17 protein-coding genes are annotated in these 17,033 nt (G+C 71.8%); 9 read left to right on the top strand and 8 right to left on the bottom strand.

The window, feature by feature from the left end:
• Positions 1–19: 19 nt before the first annotated feature.
• The gene (locus JOD95_RS06615) at positions 20–586 is read left to right on the top strand and encodes a GNAT family N-acetyltransferase (protein ID WP_209684035.1); all 567 of its coding nucleotides are present in this window, start codon (positions 20–22) and stop codon (positions 584–586) included.
• Between the two features lie 194 nt (positions 587–780).
• On the opposite strand, the gene JOD95_RS06620 is transcribed toward JOD95_RS06615, so the two are convergent.
• Together JOD95_RS06620 and JOD95_RS06625 are read right to left on the bottom strand one after the other, a co-directional pair.
• On the bottom strand, positions 781–2,304 hold the full coding sequence (locus JOD95_RS06620; protein WP_209684037.1) for a catalase: 1,524 nt from the start codon (positions 2,302–2,304) through the stop codon (positions 781–783).
• 116 nt (positions 2,305–2,420) lie between these two features.
• On the bottom strand, positions 2,421–2,864 hold the full coding sequence (locus JOD95_RS06625) for a Fur family transcriptional regulator (RefSeq protein WP_066652134.1): 444 nt from the start codon (positions 2,862–2,864) through the stop codon (positions 2,421–2,423).
• 258 nt (positions 2,865–3,122) lie between these two features.
• On the opposite strand from JOD95_RS06625, the gene JOD95_RS06630 reads away from it, so the two are divergent.
• Together JOD95_RS06630 and JOD95_RS06635 are read left to right on the top strand one after the other, a co-directional pair.
• Positions 3,123–4,463, top strand: a complete 1,341-nt coding sequence (locus JOD95_RS06630) for an acyltransferase (RefSeq protein ID WP_209684039.1) — start codon at positions 3,123–3,125, stop codon at positions 4,461–4,463.
• A 156-nt stretch (positions 4,464–4,619) separates the two neighbouring features.
• Positions 4,620–5,441: a cytochrome c oxidase assembly protein gene (locus JOD95_RS06635; RefSeq protein ID WP_307810396.1), complete on the top strand. Its 822-nt coding sequence runs from the start codon at positions 4,620–4,622 to the stop codon at positions 5,439–5,441.
• Positions 5,442–5,631: 190 nt separating this feature from the next.
• Here the strand turns inward: JOD95_RS06635 and JOD95_RS06640 are convergent, their stop codons facing one another.
• On the bottom strand, positions 5,632–7,176 hold the full coding sequence (locus tag JOD95_RS06640) for a DHA2 family efflux MFS transporter permease subunit (RefSeq protein ID WP_144411226.1): 1,545 nt from the start codon (positions 7,174–7,176) through the stop codon (positions 5,632–5,634).
• Positions 7,173–7,781, bottom strand: a complete 609-nt coding sequence (locus JOD95_RS06645) for a PadR family transcriptional regulator (RefSeq protein WP_066652130.1) — start codon at positions 7,779–7,781, stop codon at positions 7,173–7,175. Before JOD95_RS06645 ends, JOD95_RS06640 begins: the two co-directional genes overlap by 4 nt.
• 146 nt (positions 7,782–7,927) lie before the next feature.
• Here JOD95_RS06645 and purS point away from each other — a divergent pair, with 146 nt between their 5' ends.
• The 4 genes from purS to JOD95_RS06665 are packed head-to-tail and all read left to right on the top strand — an operon-like array spanning position 7,928 to position 12,255.
• On the top strand, positions 7,928–8,179 hold the full coding sequence (gene purS, locus JOD95_RS06650; protein ID WP_066652126.1) for a phosphoribosylformylglycinamidine synthase subunit PurS: 252 nt from the start codon (positions 7,928–7,930) through the stop codon (positions 8,177–8,179).
• A 5-nt stretch (positions 8,180–8,184) separates the two neighbouring features.
• On the top strand, positions 8,185–8,880 hold the full coding sequence (gene purQ, locus JOD95_RS06655) for a phosphoribosylformylglycinamidine synthase subunit PurQ (protein ID WP_209684467.1): 696 nt from the start codon (positions 8,185–8,187) through the stop codon (positions 8,878–8,880).
• Between the two features lie 47 nt (positions 8,881–8,927).
• A complete protein-coding gene (gene purL / locus JOD95_RS06660; protein WP_307810397.1) occupies positions 8,928–11,309 on the top strand; it encodes a phosphoribosylformylglycinamidine synthase subunit PurL in 2,382 nt (793 codons plus the stop codon).
• Between the two features lie 25 nt (positions 11,310–11,334).
• The gene (locus JOD95_RS06665; protein WP_209684043.1) at positions 11,335–12,255 is read left to right on the top strand and encodes a 2-hydroxyacid dehydrogenase; all 921 of its coding nucleotides are present in this window, start codon (positions 11,335–11,337) and stop codon (positions 12,253–12,255) included.
• Positions 12,256–12,267: 12 nt separating this feature from the next.
• Here the strand turns inward: JOD95_RS06665 and JOD95_RS06670 are convergent, their stop codons facing one another.
• The 3 genes from JOD95_RS06670 to JOD95_RS06680 are packed head-to-tail and all read right to left on the bottom strand — an operon-like array spanning position 12,268 to position 14,224.
• A complete protein-coding gene (locus tag JOD95_RS06670; RefSeq protein WP_251160442.1) occupies positions 12,268–12,720 on the bottom strand; it encodes a GNAT family N-acetyltransferase in 453 nt (150 codons plus the stop codon).
• A gap of 59 nt (positions 12,721–12,779) precedes the next feature.
• A complete protein-coding gene (locus JOD95_RS06675; protein WP_209684045.1) occupies positions 12,780–13,907 on the bottom strand; it encodes a beta-propeller fold lactonase family protein in 1,128 nt (375 codons plus the stop codon).
• Positions 13,904–14,224 carry a chorismate mutase gene (locus tag JOD95_RS06680; RefSeq protein ID WP_066652113.1) on the bottom strand — a complete coding sequence of 107 codons (321 nt, stop codon included), beginning with the start codon at positions 14,222–14,224 and terminating at the stop codon, positions 13,904–13,906. Before JOD95_RS06680 ends, JOD95_RS06675 begins: the two co-directional genes overlap by 4 nt.
• 88 nt (positions 14,225–14,312) lie before the next feature.
• On the opposite strand from JOD95_RS06680, the gene JOD95_RS06685 reads away from it, so the two are divergent.
• Positions 14,313–14,720: a DUF1304 domain-containing protein gene (locus tag JOD95_RS06685; RefSeq protein WP_200884129.1), complete on the top strand. Its 408-nt coding sequence runs from the start codon at positions 14,313–14,315 to the stop codon at positions 14,718–14,720.
• Between the two features lie 347 nt (positions 14,721–15,067).
• Here the strand turns inward: JOD95_RS06685 and JOD95_RS06690 are convergent, their stop codons facing one another.
• The gene (locus tag JOD95_RS06690) at positions 15,068–16,084 is read right to left on the bottom strand and encodes an iron-siderophore ABC transporter substrate-binding protein (RefSeq protein ID WP_066652111.1); all 1,017 of its coding nucleotides are present in this window, start codon (positions 16,082–16,084) and stop codon (positions 15,068–15,070) included.
• A gap of 58 nt (positions 16,085–16,142) precedes the next feature.
• Here JOD95_RS06690 and JOD95_RS06695 point away from each other — a divergent pair, with 58 nt between their 5' ends.
• A complete protein-coding gene (locus tag JOD95_RS06695) occupies positions 16,143–17,009 on the top strand; it encodes a shikimate dehydrogenase (RefSeq protein WP_209684047.1) in 867 nt (288 codons plus the stop codon).
• The last annotated feature ends 24 nt before the right edge of the window (positions 17,010–17,033 follow it).

The raw sequence follows: 17,033 nt of genomic DNA on the forward strand, positions 1-17,033 counted from the left end.
GACCCGGCAGGATGGACCCGTGAGCGAAGACATCCGGTGGGAGGTGGTCGAGGAGAGCGCACTGTCGCTCCCCGACCACGAGGCGATCGCAGCGATGCTCGGGCAGGCGTTCCCGAGCTGGTCGCACTGGTACGTGGGCGGCCGCGACTACGCCGGCATGCAGCCCGAGCGCCGCGTCGTCGGCTGGGGCGAGGACGGCACGGTGCTCGCGCACGTCGGGATCCGTCGGATGTTCGTCACGGTCGGCGGGCAGGACGTCCTGGTCGGCGACACCGGCATCGTCGCCGTCTCGCCGAGGCTGCAGGGCAGCGGGGTCGGCCGCGAGCTCCTCGTCCGCACCCGCGCCGTCCTCGAGGGACTCCGCGTGCCCTACGGCTTCCTCGGCGCCGGCGAGGACCGCATCCCCTTCTACGCGCACATGGGCTGGCACGAGGTCGACGGCGCCGTCGGCACGTTCTCGGCCTTCACGGCCGACGGGGTCGGCGTGAACGAGACCGAGCAGGGCGGCTGGATGGTCCTGCCGGTCGAGGCGCAGCTGGAGGACTGGCCGACGGGCGAGATCATGCTCAACGGACAGCAGGTCTAGGAACGAGGACCGGGCCCCGCCACCAGCCGGGCGAGGTCATGCGCAACGGACAGCAGGTCCAGGAACGAGGACCGGGCCCCGCCACCAGCCGGGCGAGACCATGCGCAACAGCCAGCAGGTCTGACACAGCCACGACGACGGACGGGAGGCCCGGTACCAGCTGGTACCGGGCCTCCCGTCCGTCGTGTGGCTGACTACGCCTCGACCGCGACCTTCTCCGGGTCCTCGTTCGAACCGGGCGCGCTCGGCGCGACCGCGGCGCGCACGCGCGCACCCAGGTCGGCGTCGACGCTGGTCCAGTAGGCGAACACGCGCTCGCGCAGGTCGTCGCGCGTCACCTTCGAGACGTGGCCGGCGATGTTGCCGACCAGGCGCTCACGCGCGGCGTCGTCGAGGACCTCGCGGTAGAGCGTGCCCGCCTGACCGAAGTCGTCGTCCTCCGGGTGCAGCGTCGCAGCGGAGCGCTGCAGCGCGCCGTCGGACTCCCAGCCCGGGACGTCGTCCGTCGCGGTCGGGTCGGCGTGCGCGCCACCCTGGGTGTTCGGCGCGTACACCGGCACCTCGGCCTTCTGGAAGTCGAAGCGCATGGCGCCGTCCTTCGAGTACGAGTGGACCTCGTTCTTCGGGGCGTTCACCGGCAGCTGCGCATGGTTCGTGCCGACGCGGTAGCGCTGGGCGTCCGCGTAGCTGAAGATGCGCGCGAGGAGCATCTTGTCGGGGCTCGCCGCGATGCCGGGGACGAAGTTCGACGGCGCGAACGCGGCCTGCTCGATCTGCGCGAAGTAGTTCTCCGGGTTGCGGTTCAGCTCCATCGTGCCGACCTCGATGAGCGGGTAGTCCGCGTGCGGCCACACCTTCGTCAGGTCGAACGGGTTGAAGCGGTAGCCCTCGGCGTCCGCGTACGGCATGACCTGCACCTTGAGGACCCACTTCGGGAAGTCCTGGCGCTCGATCGCCTCGTAGAGGTCGCGGATGTGGAAGTCGGCGTCCTCACCGGCGATGCGGTCGGCGTCCTCCTGCGTCAGGGTCTTGTGGCCCTGCTGCGTCTCGAAGTGGTACTTCACCCAGAAGCGCTCGCCCTCGGCGTTGATCCACTGGTAGGTGTGCGAGCTGAAGCCGTCCATGTGGCGCCACGACGACGGCAGGCCGCGGTCACCCATGAGCCACGTGACCTGGTGGGCCGACTCCGGGGAGAGGGTCCAGAAGTCCCACTGCATGTCGTGGTTGCGGAGGTGGCTGCCCGGCAGGCGCTTCTGCGAGCGGATGAAGTCGGGGAACTTGATGCCGTCGCGGATGAAGAACACCGGGGTGTTGTTGCCGACGAGGTCGTAGTTGCCCTCTTCGGTGTAGAACTTCAGCGCGAAGCCGCGGGGGTCGCGCCAGGTGTCCGGGGAGCCCTGCTCACCGGCGACGCTCGAGAAGCGGGCGAGCATCTCGGTCTGCTTACCCGGCTGCAGGAACGCGGCACGGGTGTACCGCGACACGTCGTGCGTGACGGTGAAGGTACCGAACGCACCGCCGCCCTTCGCGTGGACGACGCGCTCCGGGACGCGCTCGCGGTTGAACTGGGCGAGCTTCTCGACCAGGTAGTGGTCGTGCAGGGCGAGGGGGCCGTCGGCGCCGACACCCATGGAGTGCTGGTCGCTCGAGACGGGGGCGCCGGAGTTGGTCGTCGTGGTGGGGGTGCCGGCGGGGCCGGTCGTGTTCTGGTCGGACACGGTTCCTCCTCAGGTGGAACGGTTGGTTCGGTCAGGATGGTTCGGGTTGCTCGTGGGGCGCGTCACGTCGGTGTCGCGCCGGGCGGTCTCGTCCGACTCCGGACGTCCCGCCGGCGTCAGGCCGTGACGACCTGGGCGTCGTCGCGTTCCGCCGCTGCGCAGCGTTCGCAGATGCCCCAGTACGTGACCTCGGCCGTCGTGACGGCGAAGCCGTGCGTCTCCGACGGCGTGAGGCAGGGGGCGTGGCCGACGGCGCAGTCGACGTCCTCGACCGCGCCGCACATCGTGCAGACGATGTGGTGGTGGTTGTCCCCGGTGCGCCGCTCGTACCGCGCCGGACTGCCCGCGGGCTCGATGCGCCGGACGAGTCCTGCGCCGGTCAGGGCGCCCAGCACCCCGTAGACGGCCTGGTGGCTCGTCGTCGGCAGCTCGACCGAGACCGCGGTGAGGATGTCGTCGGCGGTCGCGTGCGGCATCGATCCCGAGGCACGCAGGACGGCCAGCCGGGGCGTCGTCACCCGCAGGCCGGCAGCCCGGAGCAGGTCGGCGTCGGCGTCCATCAACTTCTTTCTCTTGCATCGGTCAAGACAAGCTCCACCGTACACGGTCGTGGGCTCGGAGCCCAGGGGGCGGCGTGCTGCGCGTGTCGGCGCGCCATCCGGCCGTGCCCGTCCGAAGCGGCGGTGTGAGCCCCCACGGCGACTCCGCGCGCGACTCTCAGGACGATGTATGCCGCTGCTGGCATGCGATGTGTCACGATCCGGCCGCGATCCGCTGGGACGATGCTGATCCAGCCGGTCGGGCGCTAGCGTCACGGCATGTCCACGAAGCAGGGGCCTTCGTCGCGGATCGACTCCGTGCCGGCCAGCAGCGCTCAGGACGTCCGGGGGATCATCGCGCAGCGGGACCTGGTCGTCGACCTCATCAGGACGGCGTGCGTCGTCCTCGTCGTCGTCGTGCACGTCACGATGGTCGGGGTGGCGGTGTCGGCCGACGGCATCGGTGTCACGAGCCCGCTGCAGGAGGCGGCCTGGTACGTCCCCGCGACGTGGGCGGGCCAGGTGATGCCGCTGTTCTTCGCGGTCGGCGGGTTCGCGAGTGCGGTCGGGTGGCGCAGCACGCTCGCTCGGGGCGGCGGTGCGCGGGACTTCGTGGCGACGCGACTCGTGCGGCTCTTCCGCCCGGCGGTGCCGCTGTTCGTGGTGCTGGCACTCGGCCTGGGGATCGCGACGGCCCTCGGCACCCCCGCGGAGCTGCTCGCCGAGGTCGCGTTCGGCATCGGCTCGCCGCTCTGGTTCCTCGCCGCGTACGGCATCACGCAGTGCTGCGTGCCGGTGATGGCACGCCTGCACGCGCGGGCGCCGTTCCGCACGCTCGGTGTCCTGCTGGTCCTCGCGACGGCCGTCGACACGCTCCGCTTCGCGACCGGCACCGCCGAGGTCGGACTCCTCAACCTCGGTCCGGTGTGGCTCTTCGCGCAGCAGCTCGGGTTCCTCTGGGCAGACGGCTGGTTCGCCCGCCGCTCGAGGCTGCTGCTCGCGGCGGTCGCGCTGGCCGGGTACGCCCTCCTCGTCCCGCTGACGAGCGTCGGGCTCTGGGCGCCGGACATGCTGCAGGACCTCAACCCGCCGATGCTGCCGCTGGCGGTGCTCGCGGTGTCGCAGGTCTGCCTCGTGCAGCTCGTGCACCGACCGCTCACCCGACTGATGCAGACCCGGGCGGCGCAGGCGACCGTGTTCCTGCTCGGTCGTGACGGCATGGCGATCTACCTCTGGCACCTGCCGCTGTACATCGCCCTCAACGGCGTCGCGCTGTTGCTCGCCGTCCCGTTCCCCGACCCGGGTTCCGTGCCGTGGTGGGCGACGCGGCCGATCGCACTCGTCGTCGTGCTGGCCGCGGCGATCGGTGTGGCCAGGGCGCTGCGTCGGTGGGACCGCCCGCTCCCCCGACTGCAGCCGGGGACCGACCGGGCGGGGTGGCCCGTGGTGACCGTCGCCGCGCTGTGCACGATCGGCCCGGCGTTCGTCGTGATGCAGTGGCACCTGTCCTTCGGCGTCGCGGTCCTCGGCGCGGTCGCCGTGCCGGTCGGGGTGTGGTTGCTCGGCCGGACCCGGCCCGCCCGGACAACCTCGGCAGCCGTGGGACCAGTGGGCACCTGAGCCGATCCTCACCGCCGCTGCGCATCGGCCCGGCTGCGGCGGGGTCGGACGGGCGGAGGATGACGGAGCCGGCTCGTCCGGCCCGACACCAGGAGGCACCCCACGCCCGAACCCGCCGAGTTCTGGAGCACCTGGCACGTCGATCCCCTGGCCGCGGTGCTGCTGGCGGTAGCCGCGGTGACCTACGGCTGGTGGCTCGTCGGCGCTCGACGCCGTGGGGCCCGGTGGTCCGCCTGGCGCACCGCGTCGTTCCTGGTCGCACTGCTGCTCTTCGCCGTGCTGCAGTTCGGCATCGTCGGGCGGTACGACCAGACGCTCCGGTGGGCGTTCACGCTCCGGCTCGCCCTGTTGTTCTTCGCGGTGCCGACCTTCGCCGCCCTGGCCGCTCCCGTGTCCCTGCTGCGCCTGGGCGGGCCCGCGCACTGGTCCGCCGTCGCCGACCGCGTGGTGCACTCACGGCCGATCCGGGTGCTCGGCAACGCGATCGTCGCCCCCGTGGTCGGGCTGGTGCTCTTCGCGGTGCTGCTCACCCCGCTGTCGGCGGTCGTGCGCGAGTCGAGCGTGTGGGCCGCGCTCATCACCGTGTCCGTGCCGGTGCTCGGCTTCACGGTGCTCGGGCCGCTGTCCGAGCCGGCGGTCCTCCGCAGTTCGACGTTCGTGACGGTCGAGTTCCTGCTCGCCTTCGTGGAGCTGCTGCTCGACGCGGTCCCCGGCATCGTGCTGCGGGTGTCGAACCACGTGCTCGACGGGTCGCTCGTGCACGCCGTGGGGCAGCCGTGGTTCCCGACCCCGCTGCGCGACCAGCACCTGGCGGGTGACCTGCTCTGGTTCATCGCCGAGGTCGCCGACGTCCCGGTGCTCGTGATGCTGTTCGTGCGGTGGCAGCGGACGGACCGCCGCGAGGCCCGCTCCGTGGACGCCCTGTCCGACGAGGAGATGGCCGAGCTGACCCGGGCGCACCTGCAGCGGCGGGGGTGAGCTGTGTCCGGGGGGGTCGTGCGGCGCCGTCGTACGACAGATGCGCTGTCGTACGACGACGATCCTGTCGCACCAGTCCCCGCCGATCCACGCTCTTCCGCTCTGGACGGCAAGAACGACAAGACCGCTGTCGTACGACAGCGGTCTTGTCGTTCTACACCGGCACAACCCGGACGACTGCCCCGCAGCGTCAGCGCGCCGCGGCCTCGGGCTCCGCCGCGCCGGGCTGCGTCTCGACCGCGCCGGTCTGCTTCCACGCCGTCGTCTGCTTCGGCTTCGCCAGGAACAGCGCCGCGACGATGGCCGCCACGAGCACCACGGCCGGCAGCACGAGCGACTGCCCCATCGCCGTGGCGAACGGCTGCTGCAGGAACTCCGGCAGCGCGCCGACCTGCTGCTCCGCACCGCCCGAGCCCGTGCCCGACCCGGACGGGAAGTTCGCCGTGATGCGCGCCTCGATCAGCGCCGCGATGCCGGCCGAACCGAGCACCGCACCGATCTGCCGCGTGGTGTTGTAGACGCCCGACCCCGCACCGGCGAGCGCCGGCGGCAGGTTGCGCGTCGCCGAGACCGAGAGCGGACCCCACATGCAGGCGTTCGCGAGCCCGAGGAGCGCGCTCGGCAGCAGCGTCCAGCCCCAGCCGGCGCCCGACCACAGCAGGGCGCCGAACCAGAACAGCCCGCCGGAGAAGCACGCGAGGCCGAACGAGCCGACCCACCGCGGGTTCCACTTGTTGAGGTTCTTGCCGACGAGCGGTGCGAGCGCGGCGGACAGGACGGCCTGCGGCACGAGCAGCAGGGCGGCCTGGGTCGGCGAGAAGCGCAGGACGTCCTGTGCCCAGAGCATGATCGGCAGCGCGAACGACGAGATCGCGACGCCGACGGCCGTGATGGCGATGTTGGCGAGCGTGAAGTTGCGGTCCTTGAACAGGCCGAGCGGCAGCAGCGGCTCGCCCTTCTGCACGCCCTGCCACACCACGAAGGCGGCGAGCACGACGATGCCGGTGATGATCAGCGACCAGACCGAGATCGGGCCCGTGATGGTGCCCCAGTCGTAGGTCTCGCCCTCCTGGATGCCGAAGACGAGCAGGAACATGCCGGCGGCGCTGAGCACGATGCCCAGGTAGTCGAAGCGGTGTCCGTGCCGCTCGAAGCGGGGGACGAAGCGCTGCGCGAGCACGAACGCGACGACGCCGACGGGGACGTTCACGAAGAAGATCCACTCCCAGCCGAGGCCGTCGACGAGCAACCCACCGACGATCGGGCCGACGAGCGATGCGACGCCGGCGACGGCGCCCCACAGCCCCATGGCCGCACCGCGGTTCTGCGGCGGGAAGATGCGCGTGATGACCGCCATCGTCTGCGGGGTCATCATCGCGGCGCCGAGGCCCTGCACGACGCGGGCGAGGATGAGCACCTCGATCGACCCGGCGAGGCCGCACCACAGGCTCGCGAGGGTGAACACCACGAGACCCGCCTGGTACAGCACCTTCGGGCCGAACCGGTCGCCGAGGCGCCCGGTGATGAGCAGCGGCACCGCGTACGCGAGCAGGTAGGCGCTCGTCACCCAGATGACCGCGTTGATGTCGGCGTCGAGCGCCTGCGCGATCGTGGGCGTCGCGACCGACACGATGGTCGAGTCGACGAGGATCATGAAGAAGCCGACGACGAGTGCCCAGAGCGCGGGCCACGGCTTCTTCCCGTGCTGCAGGTCGGCGGACGTGGTGGAGGTCATCGAGTGGTGTCCTGGTCCTTCTGTGGTGCTGGGTCGGGGACGGCGGGGCCGTCCCAGGGGATGTCGCCGCTCGCGATCCGGTCGGCGGTGGCGGTGAGCCACTCGATCTGCGCGGTGAGCATGCCACGCACGTACGACACGTCGAGCCAGTAGCGCTCGGCGAGCTGCTTGGCCTGGAGGCCCGTGGCGGCTTCGTCGTACCCGGCACGTTCCGCGCGGAGTGCGGCAGCGCGTGCGCGCATCGCGGTCACCGCGTCGGTCGCGGTCAGGTTGTCGACGTGGGACACCGCGAGCTGGAACTCGGGGTACTCGTCGGCGGGCTCCGCGATCATGCGCCGGAGTCCGGCGTCGAGCTCCGCGCGGCCGTGGTCGGTGATGGCGTAGGTGGTGCGCTCGGGCCGGTTGCCCTCGCGCGCGGTCCCGAGTGCCTCGGCGTACCCGAGGTCCACGAGGCGTCCGATCTGGTGGTACAGCGTGCTCGGCCGGACCTTGACGTTCTGGTCCTCGTGCCGGTGGAGCATCGTCTGGAACATCTCGTACGGGTGCATCGGCGCCTCGGCGAGCAGGCCGAGCGCGGCGAACGCGAGGGGCGTGAGCGACGCCATCCGTGCCTCCAGACCGTGTTCGCGAGCGATTATTCGACCTGGAACATACGCCTTGGACGACTTCTCCACAAGCGGCCCGGCGCGGCGCGCGCGGCCCGTAGACTGATGCCGTCCCACCCAACCCACCCAAGCGCTGGAGTGAACACGTGCCAACCATCGTCGTCGAGGTCATGCCCAAGGCAGAGATCCTCGACCCCCAGGGCAAGGCGGTGGGCAACGCCCTCGCCCGTCTCGGCAAGGCCGACCTGACCGACGTCCGCATCGGCAAGCGCTTCGAGATCGCCGTCGACGGCCCGGTCGACGACGCGAAGCTGGCCGAGGTCCGCGACATCGCGGCCGACGTCTTCTCGAACGCCGTGATCGAGGACGTCGTCTCCGTCACCGTGCAGGACGCGTGACGCGGATGCGCATCGGCGTCATCACGTTCCCGGGCTCGCTCGACGACCGCGACGCCCAGCGCGCGGTCCGCCTCGCAGGAGCCGACCCCGTCGCGCTCTGGCACGGCGACCACGACCTGCAGGGGGTCGACGCGATCGTGCTCCCCGGTGGGTTCTCGTACGGCGACTACCTGCGTGCCGGCGCCATCGCGGCGAAGGCCCCGATCATGGCCGAGGTCATCGACGCCGCAGGCAAGGGCATGCCCGTGCTCGGCATCTGCAACGGGTTCCAGATGCTCGCCGAGGCCCGCCTCGTGCCGGGCGCCCACACCCGCAACGCGCACCAGCAGTTCATCCGCCGCGACCAGAAGCTCCGCGTCGAGACCGCCGGCACCGCCTGGACCTCCGGGTTCAGCGCCGGGCAGGAGATCACGATCCCGCTGAAGAACGCCGACGGCCGGTTCGTCGCCGACGCCGACGAGATCAAGCGCATCGAGGACAACGGCCAGGTCGTGTTCCGCTACGTCGGGGTGAACCCGAACGGGTCGATCGACGACATCGCGGGCGTCTCGAACGAGCGCGGCAACGTCGTCGGGCTCATGCCGCACCCCGAGCACGCGACGGAGCCCGGGTTCGGCCCGGACACCCCCGCGGCGATGGCCTCCGGCACGGACGGCCTCACCTTATTCACCTCCGTGATCGAGTCGACGCTCGTCAAGTGACGACGACTCCGACGAACACGACTCCAGTGACAGGGAACGACAACACCGTGACGACCCACGTTCGCCCGAAGCCCGACACCGTCCAGGACGCCGCCGCCACCCCCGACAAGGAGCAGCCGTACGAGGCACTCGGGCTCAAGGCCGACGAGTACGCGAAGATCCGCGAGATCCTCGGCCGCCGCCCCACCTCGGGCGAGCTCGCCATGTACTCGGTGATGTGGTCCGAGCACTGCTCGTACAAGTCGTCGAAGAACTACCTCCGTCAGTTCGGCAAGAAGGTCACGCCGGAGATGACGAAGAACCTGATGGTCGGCATGGGCGAGAACGCCGGTGTCGTCGACGTGGGCAACGGTTGGGCGGTGACCTTCAAGGTCGAGTCGCACAACCACCCGTCGTACGTCGAGCCCTACCAGGGCGCCGCGACCGGCGTCGGCGGCATCGTCCGCGACATCATCTCGATGGGCGCACGCCCGGTCGCCGTGATGGACCAGCTGCGCTTCGGTGCGATCGACCACGAGGACACGGCGCGCGTCGTGCACGGCGTCGTCGGCGGCATCTCGTTCTACGGGAACTGCCTCGGCCTGCCGAACATCGGCGGCGAGACCTACTTCGACCCGGTGTACCAGGGCAATCCGCTCGTCAACGCGCTCGCGGTCGGTGTCCTGCGGCACGAGGACCTGCACCTGGCGAACGCCTCCGGTGCCGGCAACAAGGTCGTGCTCTTCGGTGCCCGCACGGGTGGCGACGGCATCGGCGGCGCGTCGATCCTGGCGTCCGACACCTTCACCGAGGGCGGCCCGACCAAGCGCCCGGCGGTGCAGGTCGGCGACCCCTTCGCCGAGAAGGTCCTCATCGAGTGCTGCCTCGAGCTGTTCCGCGAGGAACTGGTCGAGGGCATCCAGGACCTCGGTGCCGCTGGCATCTCCTGCGCGACGAGCGAGCTCGCCTCGAACGGCGACGGTGGCATGCACATCTCGCTCGACGACGTCCTGCTGCGCGACCCCACGCTCACGGCCGAGGAGATCCTCATGTCCGAGAGCCAGGAGCGCATGATGGCGGTCGTCCGCCCGGACAAGCTCGACGCGTTCCTCGCGGTCGTCGGCAAGTGGGAGGTCGAGACGAGCGTCCTGGGCGAGGTCACCGGCACCGGCCGTCTCGTCATCGACTGGCAGGGCCAGGAGATCGTGAACGTCGACCCGCGCACGGTCGCCGTCGACGGTCCGGTGTACGACCGCCCGGTCGCCTACCCGTCGTGGATCGACGCGCTGCAGGCCGACACCGCCGCCTCGCTCGAGCGTCCGACCGACGGTCCGGCCCTCAAGGCGCAGTTCCTGCAGCTGCTCGGCTCGCCGAACCTCGCGTCGAAGAACTGGGTGACGAACCAGTACGACACCTACGTGCTCGGCAACACCGCGCTGTCCTTCCCCGACGACGGCGGCATGATCCGCGTCGACGAGGAGACGGGACTCGGCGTCACCGTCGCGACCGACGCCAACGGCCGCTACTGCCAGCTCGACCCGAAGCAGGGCGCGCGCCTGGCGCTGGCCGAGGCGTACCGGAACGTCGCCGTCACCGGCGCCGTCCCCGCCGCGGTCACCGACTGCCTGAACTTCGGCTCGCCGGAGAACCCCGAGGTGATGTGGCAGTTCTCCGAGGCCGTCGAGGGCCTGGCGGACGGCTGCATGGAGCTCGGCATCCCGGTCACCGGCGGCAACGTGTCGTTCTACAACCAGACCGGCACGACCCCGATCCACCCGACGCCCGTCGTCGGTGTGCTCGGCATCATCGACGACGTCGCCCTGCGTGTGCCCTCGGGCTGGCAGGACGACGGCCACAACGTGTACCTGCTCGGCACGACGAGCCTCGAGCTCGACGGCTCGGCGTGGGCCGGCACCGTCCACGGGCACCTCGGTGGTCGCCCGCCGGCGGTGGACCTCGACCGCGAGAAGGCCCTGGCGGAGCTGCTGCACGCGGCATCCGGCGAGCAGCTGCTCACGAGCGCCCACGACCTGGCGGACGGCGGCCTCGGCCAGTCCCTCGCCGAGTCGGTCCTGCGCTTCGGGATCGGCGCACGCGTGGTGCTCGACGAGCTCGAGGAGCGCGACGGCGTCGACACGGCGACCGCGCTGTTCTCGGAGTCGACGGGTCGCGTCATCGTGACCGTGCGCCGCGAGGACGACGTGCGGTTCCGCGGGCTGTGCGAAGGTCGCGGCTTCCCGGTGCTGCGCATCGGTGTGACAGACGCCTCGTCCGGCACGCTCGAGGTGCAGGGCTCGTTCGAGGCGTCGATCGACGAGCTGCGGGGCACGCACGGCGCGACGCTGCCGGCGCGCTTCGGCGACGTGATCGTCGAGGACGTCACCGAGGGCTACGTCGGGCGCGGGCCGCTCGACGACCACGGTTCGTTCTCGCCGCGCACCGACAGCTGACGGCGACCAGGAGCACCGCGACCGCATGCCGATCGTCACCCTGCCCTTCGTCGAGCTCGTCGACCGGTTCGGCCCCGTGCCGGACGGCGTCGAGCTCGACGTGTGGGACGTCGAAGGCCCGTACGACCGCCCCGAGGACGTCGCGCTCACGCTGCTGCCGTTCTACTTCGCGGGTCGTCACCGGTGGCAGTTCGTGCACGACCTGCCGAACCTGCGACTCCTGCAGCTGCCGAGTGCCGGGTACGAGCACGCGCTGCCGCACGCCCCGGCACACGCGCAGGTCGCGAACGGCCGCGGCATCCACGACGACGAGACGGCCGAGCTCGCGGTCGGTCTGGCGCTGACCTCGCTCCGCGAGATCCACGCGTTCCAGGCCGACCGCGCCGCAGGGGTGTGGGACGTCCGCACCACCCGCTCGCTCGCCGATCGTCGGGTCACGGTGGTCGGCCACGGGGCGATCGGCGCTGCGATCGCCACGCGGTTCGAGGCGATGCGGTGCGACGTCACCGTCGTGGCGCGCACTGCACGGGAGCAGGACGGTCGGCACGTGCACGCGTTCGGGGAGCTCCCGGAGCTCGCGGCCCGGACGGACGTCCTCGTGCTCATCACCCCGCTGACCGACGAGACCGAACACCTCGTCGACCAAGCCCTGCTCGCTGCGCTGCCCGACGGCGCCCTCGTGGTGAACGTCGCCCGCGGACGGGTCGTCGACACCGATGCCCTGGTGGCGGAGCTCCAGCGCGGACGACTGTCGGCAGCGCTCGACGTGACCGACCCGGAGCCGCTCCCGGCCGGGCACCCGCTCTGGACGACGCCGAACACGGTGCTGACGCCCCACGTCGGTGGGAACACGGACCTCAGCGTGCCGCGGACCCTCGAGCTCGTGCGACGCCAGGTGTCCGCGCTGGCAGCGGGCCGGCCCTTCGCCAACGTCGTCCACGGCTGACGCCCGGCTCCCTCAGCGCAGCGGCAGCGCCATCCCGAGGCTCGGCGCGACGTCCTCGAACCCGAGCGAACGGTAGAGCCGCTGACCGGGCGGGTCCCCGACGAGCGTGATGTAGGCGCCTTCCGGCGCGCGGGACCGGATGTCCGCCACGAGCCACTCGACGACGACCCTCCCGAGCCCCCGGCGCTGGTGGTCCGGATCGGTGGCGATGTCGGCGATGTGGAAGTACCACCCGCCGTCCCCGATCGTGCGGCCCATGGCGACGGGGACCCCGTCGGTGTCGACGACGTGCACGGCCGACCAGCTCCCCGCGATCGCCCCGGCACCCTGCGCAGCGTCCTTCGGTGACAGACCGGAGTCCCGTCGCAGGCGCAGGTAGTCGTCCAGCGGCGGCGGCCCGACCACCAGGCGGTACCCGTCGGCGAGCACGCCCGACGCACCGGCCCCGGCCACGGGCACGGGCACCCCAGCGCCATCCCCGGCCCCGGCACCAGCGCCGGCCCCGGCCCCGGCCCCGACCTCGGTCACGACCGCGCCGGCACCGGCACGATGCACGCCGGCGACCCGACGGCGATCTGCGCCACGGCCTCACCCGGCACCCCGTCCGACCCCACGGGCAGCACGGCGATCGCGTCGGACATCTGGTTGGCCACCAGCAGGTACCCGGGCACCTGCGCGAAGTGCCGCGGCCAGACGCCGCCGCACGACGCCGACCCGACGACGGTCAGCCCGTCGTCCGCGGTGTCGAGCACCACGATCAGGTCCCGGCCTCGGACCGCGACGACGACCCGTCCGGCCCGGTCGACCTCGACGTGGCTGAGGAGCGACTCCCCCACCGCGCCCTCGAACACCGGCGCCGACGCGATCGGCCGGAGCGTCCCGGCCTCGTCGCGGCGCAGGCGGTACACGCGTCCGTCGAGCTCACCCGCGACGACGAGATCCGAACCCGCCCCGGTTCCGAGCCACGCCATGTGCCGCGGCCCGACCCCGGGCTCGAGGTGGTGCACGCGCACGAGGTCGATCGCGGGGTCAGCCGTCACCCGGAACTCGTGGAGTGCGTCGCCGCCGAGGTCCGCGACGAGCACGGTGCCGTCGCGCGTCGCGATCGACTGGTGGGCGTGCGGCCCCTCCTGCCGGTCCTCGACGGGCCCCTCGACGTCGGGCAGCACGCCGGTGACGAGCGCCGACTCGGGGACGACGACCCGGTCCGCGCTGCCGTGGGTCCCGACGACACCGTCGCTCGCGGTCACCGAGGCGGCGTGCGACTCAGCGGCCTCGAGCGACACCGCGGTCACGGTGCCGGAGACGTAGTTCGTGACGACGAGCGCGCCGGAGGGGTCGACCCGCACGTGGCAGGGTGCGTCACCACCGGCATCGGCATCCCACCGGTGCTCGAGCGCACCACCGGCGTACCGGAAGGCCGAGACGCGACCGTCCGCGGTCTCGGACACGGCATAGACCCGGTCGCCGGAGAGCGCGAGGAACGAGGGGTCGTCCATCACGGCGACGGTGGAGGCGGTGGTCCCGTGCACGACCGAGATGCCGGTCGCGTTCCCACCACCCGTCGCCGTGTACGACCCGACGAGCAGGTGCAGGTCGGCGAGATCCTGCGGGAAGCCGTCGGCCGGGATCCCGGCAGCAGGCCCGCTCACCGCTCGCCGCCGGCGATGCGCTCGTGGTGGTGGATGACCTCTGCGACGATGAAGTTCAGGAACTTCTCCGCGAAGGCGGGGTCGAGGTGCGACTCGGCGGCCAGCTGTCGGAGCCGCGCGACCTGCACCTGCTCCCGGCCCGGGTCGGCGGCCGGCATGCCCGCCTCGGCCTTCAGGTAACCGACCCGCTGGGTGTACTTGAAGCGCTCGGCGAGCATGTGGATCACGGCGGCGTCGATGTTGTCGATGCTCTGCCGGATGCTCGCCAGCTCGGCGACCGCATCGTCGTGGACGGGTGTGGACTCGTCGGCACTCATGGCCCGAGCCTACCGGCGGCCCTCCGCCGAGCGGGCTGGTGTGACGGGCGGACACGAGCACTGCTCCGGGGCTGCGAGAATGGAGGTCATGTCGGTCCTGCTCGTGATCTCGGGCGTGTGTGCGGTCCTCGCGGGCCTCGTGCACGTGTACATCTTCTTCCTCGAGTCCGTCGCATGGACGAGTCCTCGCGTGCGTCGCGTGTTCGGCATCGCCTCGGAGTCCGAGGCACAGGCCACCCGCTCCCTCGCGTTCAACCAGGGCTTCTACAACCTGTTCCTCGCCATCGGCGCGATCCTCGGCGTCGTGCTGGTCGTCACCGGCAGCGGTGCGACGGGGTGGACCCTCGTGGTGTTCTCGAGCGCGAGCATGCTCGGCGCCGCGGTCGTCCTGGCCGGGACGGGTCGCCGGTACCTGAACTCGGCGTTCGTGCAGGGCTCGCTGCCGCTCATCGCCCTGCTCTTCGCCTTCATCGGCTCCACCTTCACCGCCGCGTAGCCCCGCCGCCGCCTCCCGAAGCGCGGCGTTCGAGCCCATCACGCGCGCGATCGGAGACCGATCCGCGCGAGGGAAGCAGGAAGGACCTGCCTCCCACCCGCGGAACAGCCCCCGACGAGCGGAACCGCCTCCCACGCGCGGAACAGCCCCCGACGAGCGGAACGGCCGCCCACGCGCGGAACGGCACCAGACGTCGGACGGGAGGCACGGTGCCGGCGCGCACCGTGCCTCCCGTCCGGCGACCGCGCACCATCCGTCGCCGCCGGTCGCCACACCCGCACGCAACGGGAGACGCCGGGTCGCGACTCGCGACCCGGCGTCTCCCGCACTCCCCCTGTGGCGGTCGGTCAGCCGACCTTCTTCGCGAACTCGTCCGGCAGCCGGTCCAGCGCCCACTCGATGGCGGCGGTGGTGCCGAGCGAGAACGCGTTCGACACGTCCGCGTCGTCGACGACGATGGAGTGCCCGGCCTCGACCGACGGCACCTTCTGGAACAGCGGGTCGGACTCGGCCTTCGACGCGTCGACGTAGATCGGCAGGACGACGGTCAGGTCGGCGTCGAGCAGGTCGAGGTTCTCCTCGGACAGGCTCACCGAGAACGCGTCGCCGGCCTGCTGGTCGACGGCCTTCGGGATGGTGAAGCCGAGCTGCTGCATGAAGGTGGAGCGGCTGTCCTTCGAGGCGTACGCGCCGAAGCCGTCCGCCGTGTACGAACCGACGACGGCGGTCTTGCCGTCGAACTCGGGGTGCGCCTTCCGCGCCGCGGCGTACGCGTCGTCGAGGTCGGTCAGCAGCTTCTTGCCCTCGGACTCCTTGCCGAGTGCACGCGACACGAGGTCGACCTGCTGCTCGGTGGTGGTGAGGTAGTTCGCGCCGCCCTTCGGCACCGCGACGGTCGGCGCGATCGCCGAGAGCTTCGCGTAGCGGTCCTTGTCGCCCGAGCTCTTCGTGTCGAGGATGAGGTCCGGCTTGAGCTTGAGGATCTGCTCGTAGCTGGGCTCGAGCGTCTGGATGATCGTCGGCTTCTTCGTGTACGCGTCCTTGAGCCACGGCCCGACGCCGTCGCCACCGAAGGCGAGCCAGTCGCTGGCGCCGACGGGCTGCACGCCGAGTTCGAGCGCCGTCTCCGCGTCACCCCAGCCGAGGGCGACGACGCGCTTCGGCTGCGAGGGGATCTCGGTCGTGCCGAGTGCGGTCTGGATCGAGACGGGGAACGCGCCGCCCGAGCCCGAGGCACCGTCGGACGCGGCGGGCGACGAGGAGCCGGAGGTGCACCCGGCGAGGACGAGGGACGCGGCGACGACGGCGCCGGCGGCCGCGAGCACGCGGCGGACGCGGCGCGCTGAGGGGGAGGTTCGGATCACACAGGTAAGGCTACCCTAAGCACCCCAGTCGAGGGCGCTGAGCGGCTAGGCTCCGGACGTGGAGTTCACCGACCCCGACCGGACCCGGCTGGCCGTGCTGGGCTCCCCCATCGCGCACTCGCTCTCCCCCACGCTGCACGCGGCGGCCTACGACGTGCTCGGGCTGCCGTTCACGTACGGGAGGCACGAGGTCGCCTCCGGCGGGCTCGACGCGTTCGTCGCGGGGCTGGGTCCCGACTGGCGCGGGCTCAGCCTGACCATGCCGCTCAAGCGGGACGTCCTGCCGATGCTCGACCGAACCACCCCGCTCGTCGACGAGCTCGGGGTCGCGAACACGGTGGCCTTCCGGCAGGAGGGCGACCGCGTCGTCCTGGCCGGCGCGAACACCGACGTCGAGGGCATCGTCCGACCGGTGGAGGCACTCGGGCACCTGCCGGGCGAGGCAACGATCGTCGGCGGTGGGGCCACTGCGGCGAGCGCCCTCGCGGCTGCGGTGCGGCTCGGCGCGGTCGACGTGCGGCTCTTCCTCCGCGACACCGCGAAGGCCGGCTCCCTCGTGGACCTGGCGGTGCGCCTCGGGGTGACGCCCGAGGTGCTGCCGATCGACTCGCTGCCGGGGACGCGGCACGGGTTCCTCGTGTCGACGCTGCCCGGCGGCGCGGCCGACCCGCTCGAGCTGCTGCCCTCCGGGCCGGACGCGGTGCTGTTCGACGTCGCCTACGAGCCCTGGCCGACCGCCGCGGCCGGACGCTGGGCCGCTGCAGGGGGCCGGGTGCTCAACGGGCTCGACATGCTGACGGAGCAGGCGATCGGGCAGATCCGGTTCTTCGTGTCCGGCGACGACACCGAGCTGCTGCCGGACGAGGCCGCGGTCCGACGGGCGATGCGGCTCGCGGTCGGACTGCCGGCGACCATCACCACCTGACGATCAGCGCCCGGGCACCACCGC

This window comes from Curtobacterium sp. 1310, assembly GCF_017834105.1.
Lineage (GTDB): Bacteria > Actinomycetota > Actinomycetes > Actinomycetales > Microbacteriaceae > Curtobacterium.

What these genes read in the sequence shown, in the direction of transcription:
- JOD95_RS06630 (WP_209684039.1), top strand. Translation starts at nt 3,123, where the DNA reads ATGTCCACGAAGCAGGGGCCTTCGTCGCGGATCGACTCCGTGCCGGCC.
- JOD95_RS06685 (WP_200884129.1), top strand. Translation starts at nt 14,313, where the DNA reads ATGTCGGTCCTGCTCGTGATCTCGGGCGTGTGTGCGGTCCTCGCGGGC.
- JOD95_RS06680 (WP_066652113.1), bottom strand. Translation starts at nt 14,224, where the DNA reads ATGAGTGCCGACGAGTCCACACCCGTCCACGACGATGCGGTCGCCGAG.
- JOD95_RS06645 (WP_066652130.1), bottom strand. Translation starts at nt 7,781, where the DNA reads ATGGCGTCGCTCACGCCCCTCGCGTTCGCCGCGCTCGGCCTGCTCGCC.
- JOD95_RS06625 (WP_066652134.1), bottom strand. Translation starts at nt 2,864, where the DNA reads ATGGACGCCGACGCCGACCTGCTCCGGGCTGCCGGCCTGCGGGTGACG.
- purQ (WP_209684467.1), top strand. Translation starts at nt 8,185, where the DNA reads ATGCGCATCGGCGTCATCACGTTCCCGGGCTCGCTCGACGACCGCGAC.
- JOD95_RS06640 (WP_144411226.1), bottom strand. Translation starts at nt 7,176, where the DNA reads ATGACCTCCACCACGTCCGCCGACCTGCAGCACGGGAAGAAGCCGTGG.
- JOD95_RS06665 (WP_209684043.1), top strand. Translation starts at nt 11,335, where the DNA reads ATGCCGATCGTCACCCTGCCCTTCGTCGAGCTCGTCGACCGGTTCGGC.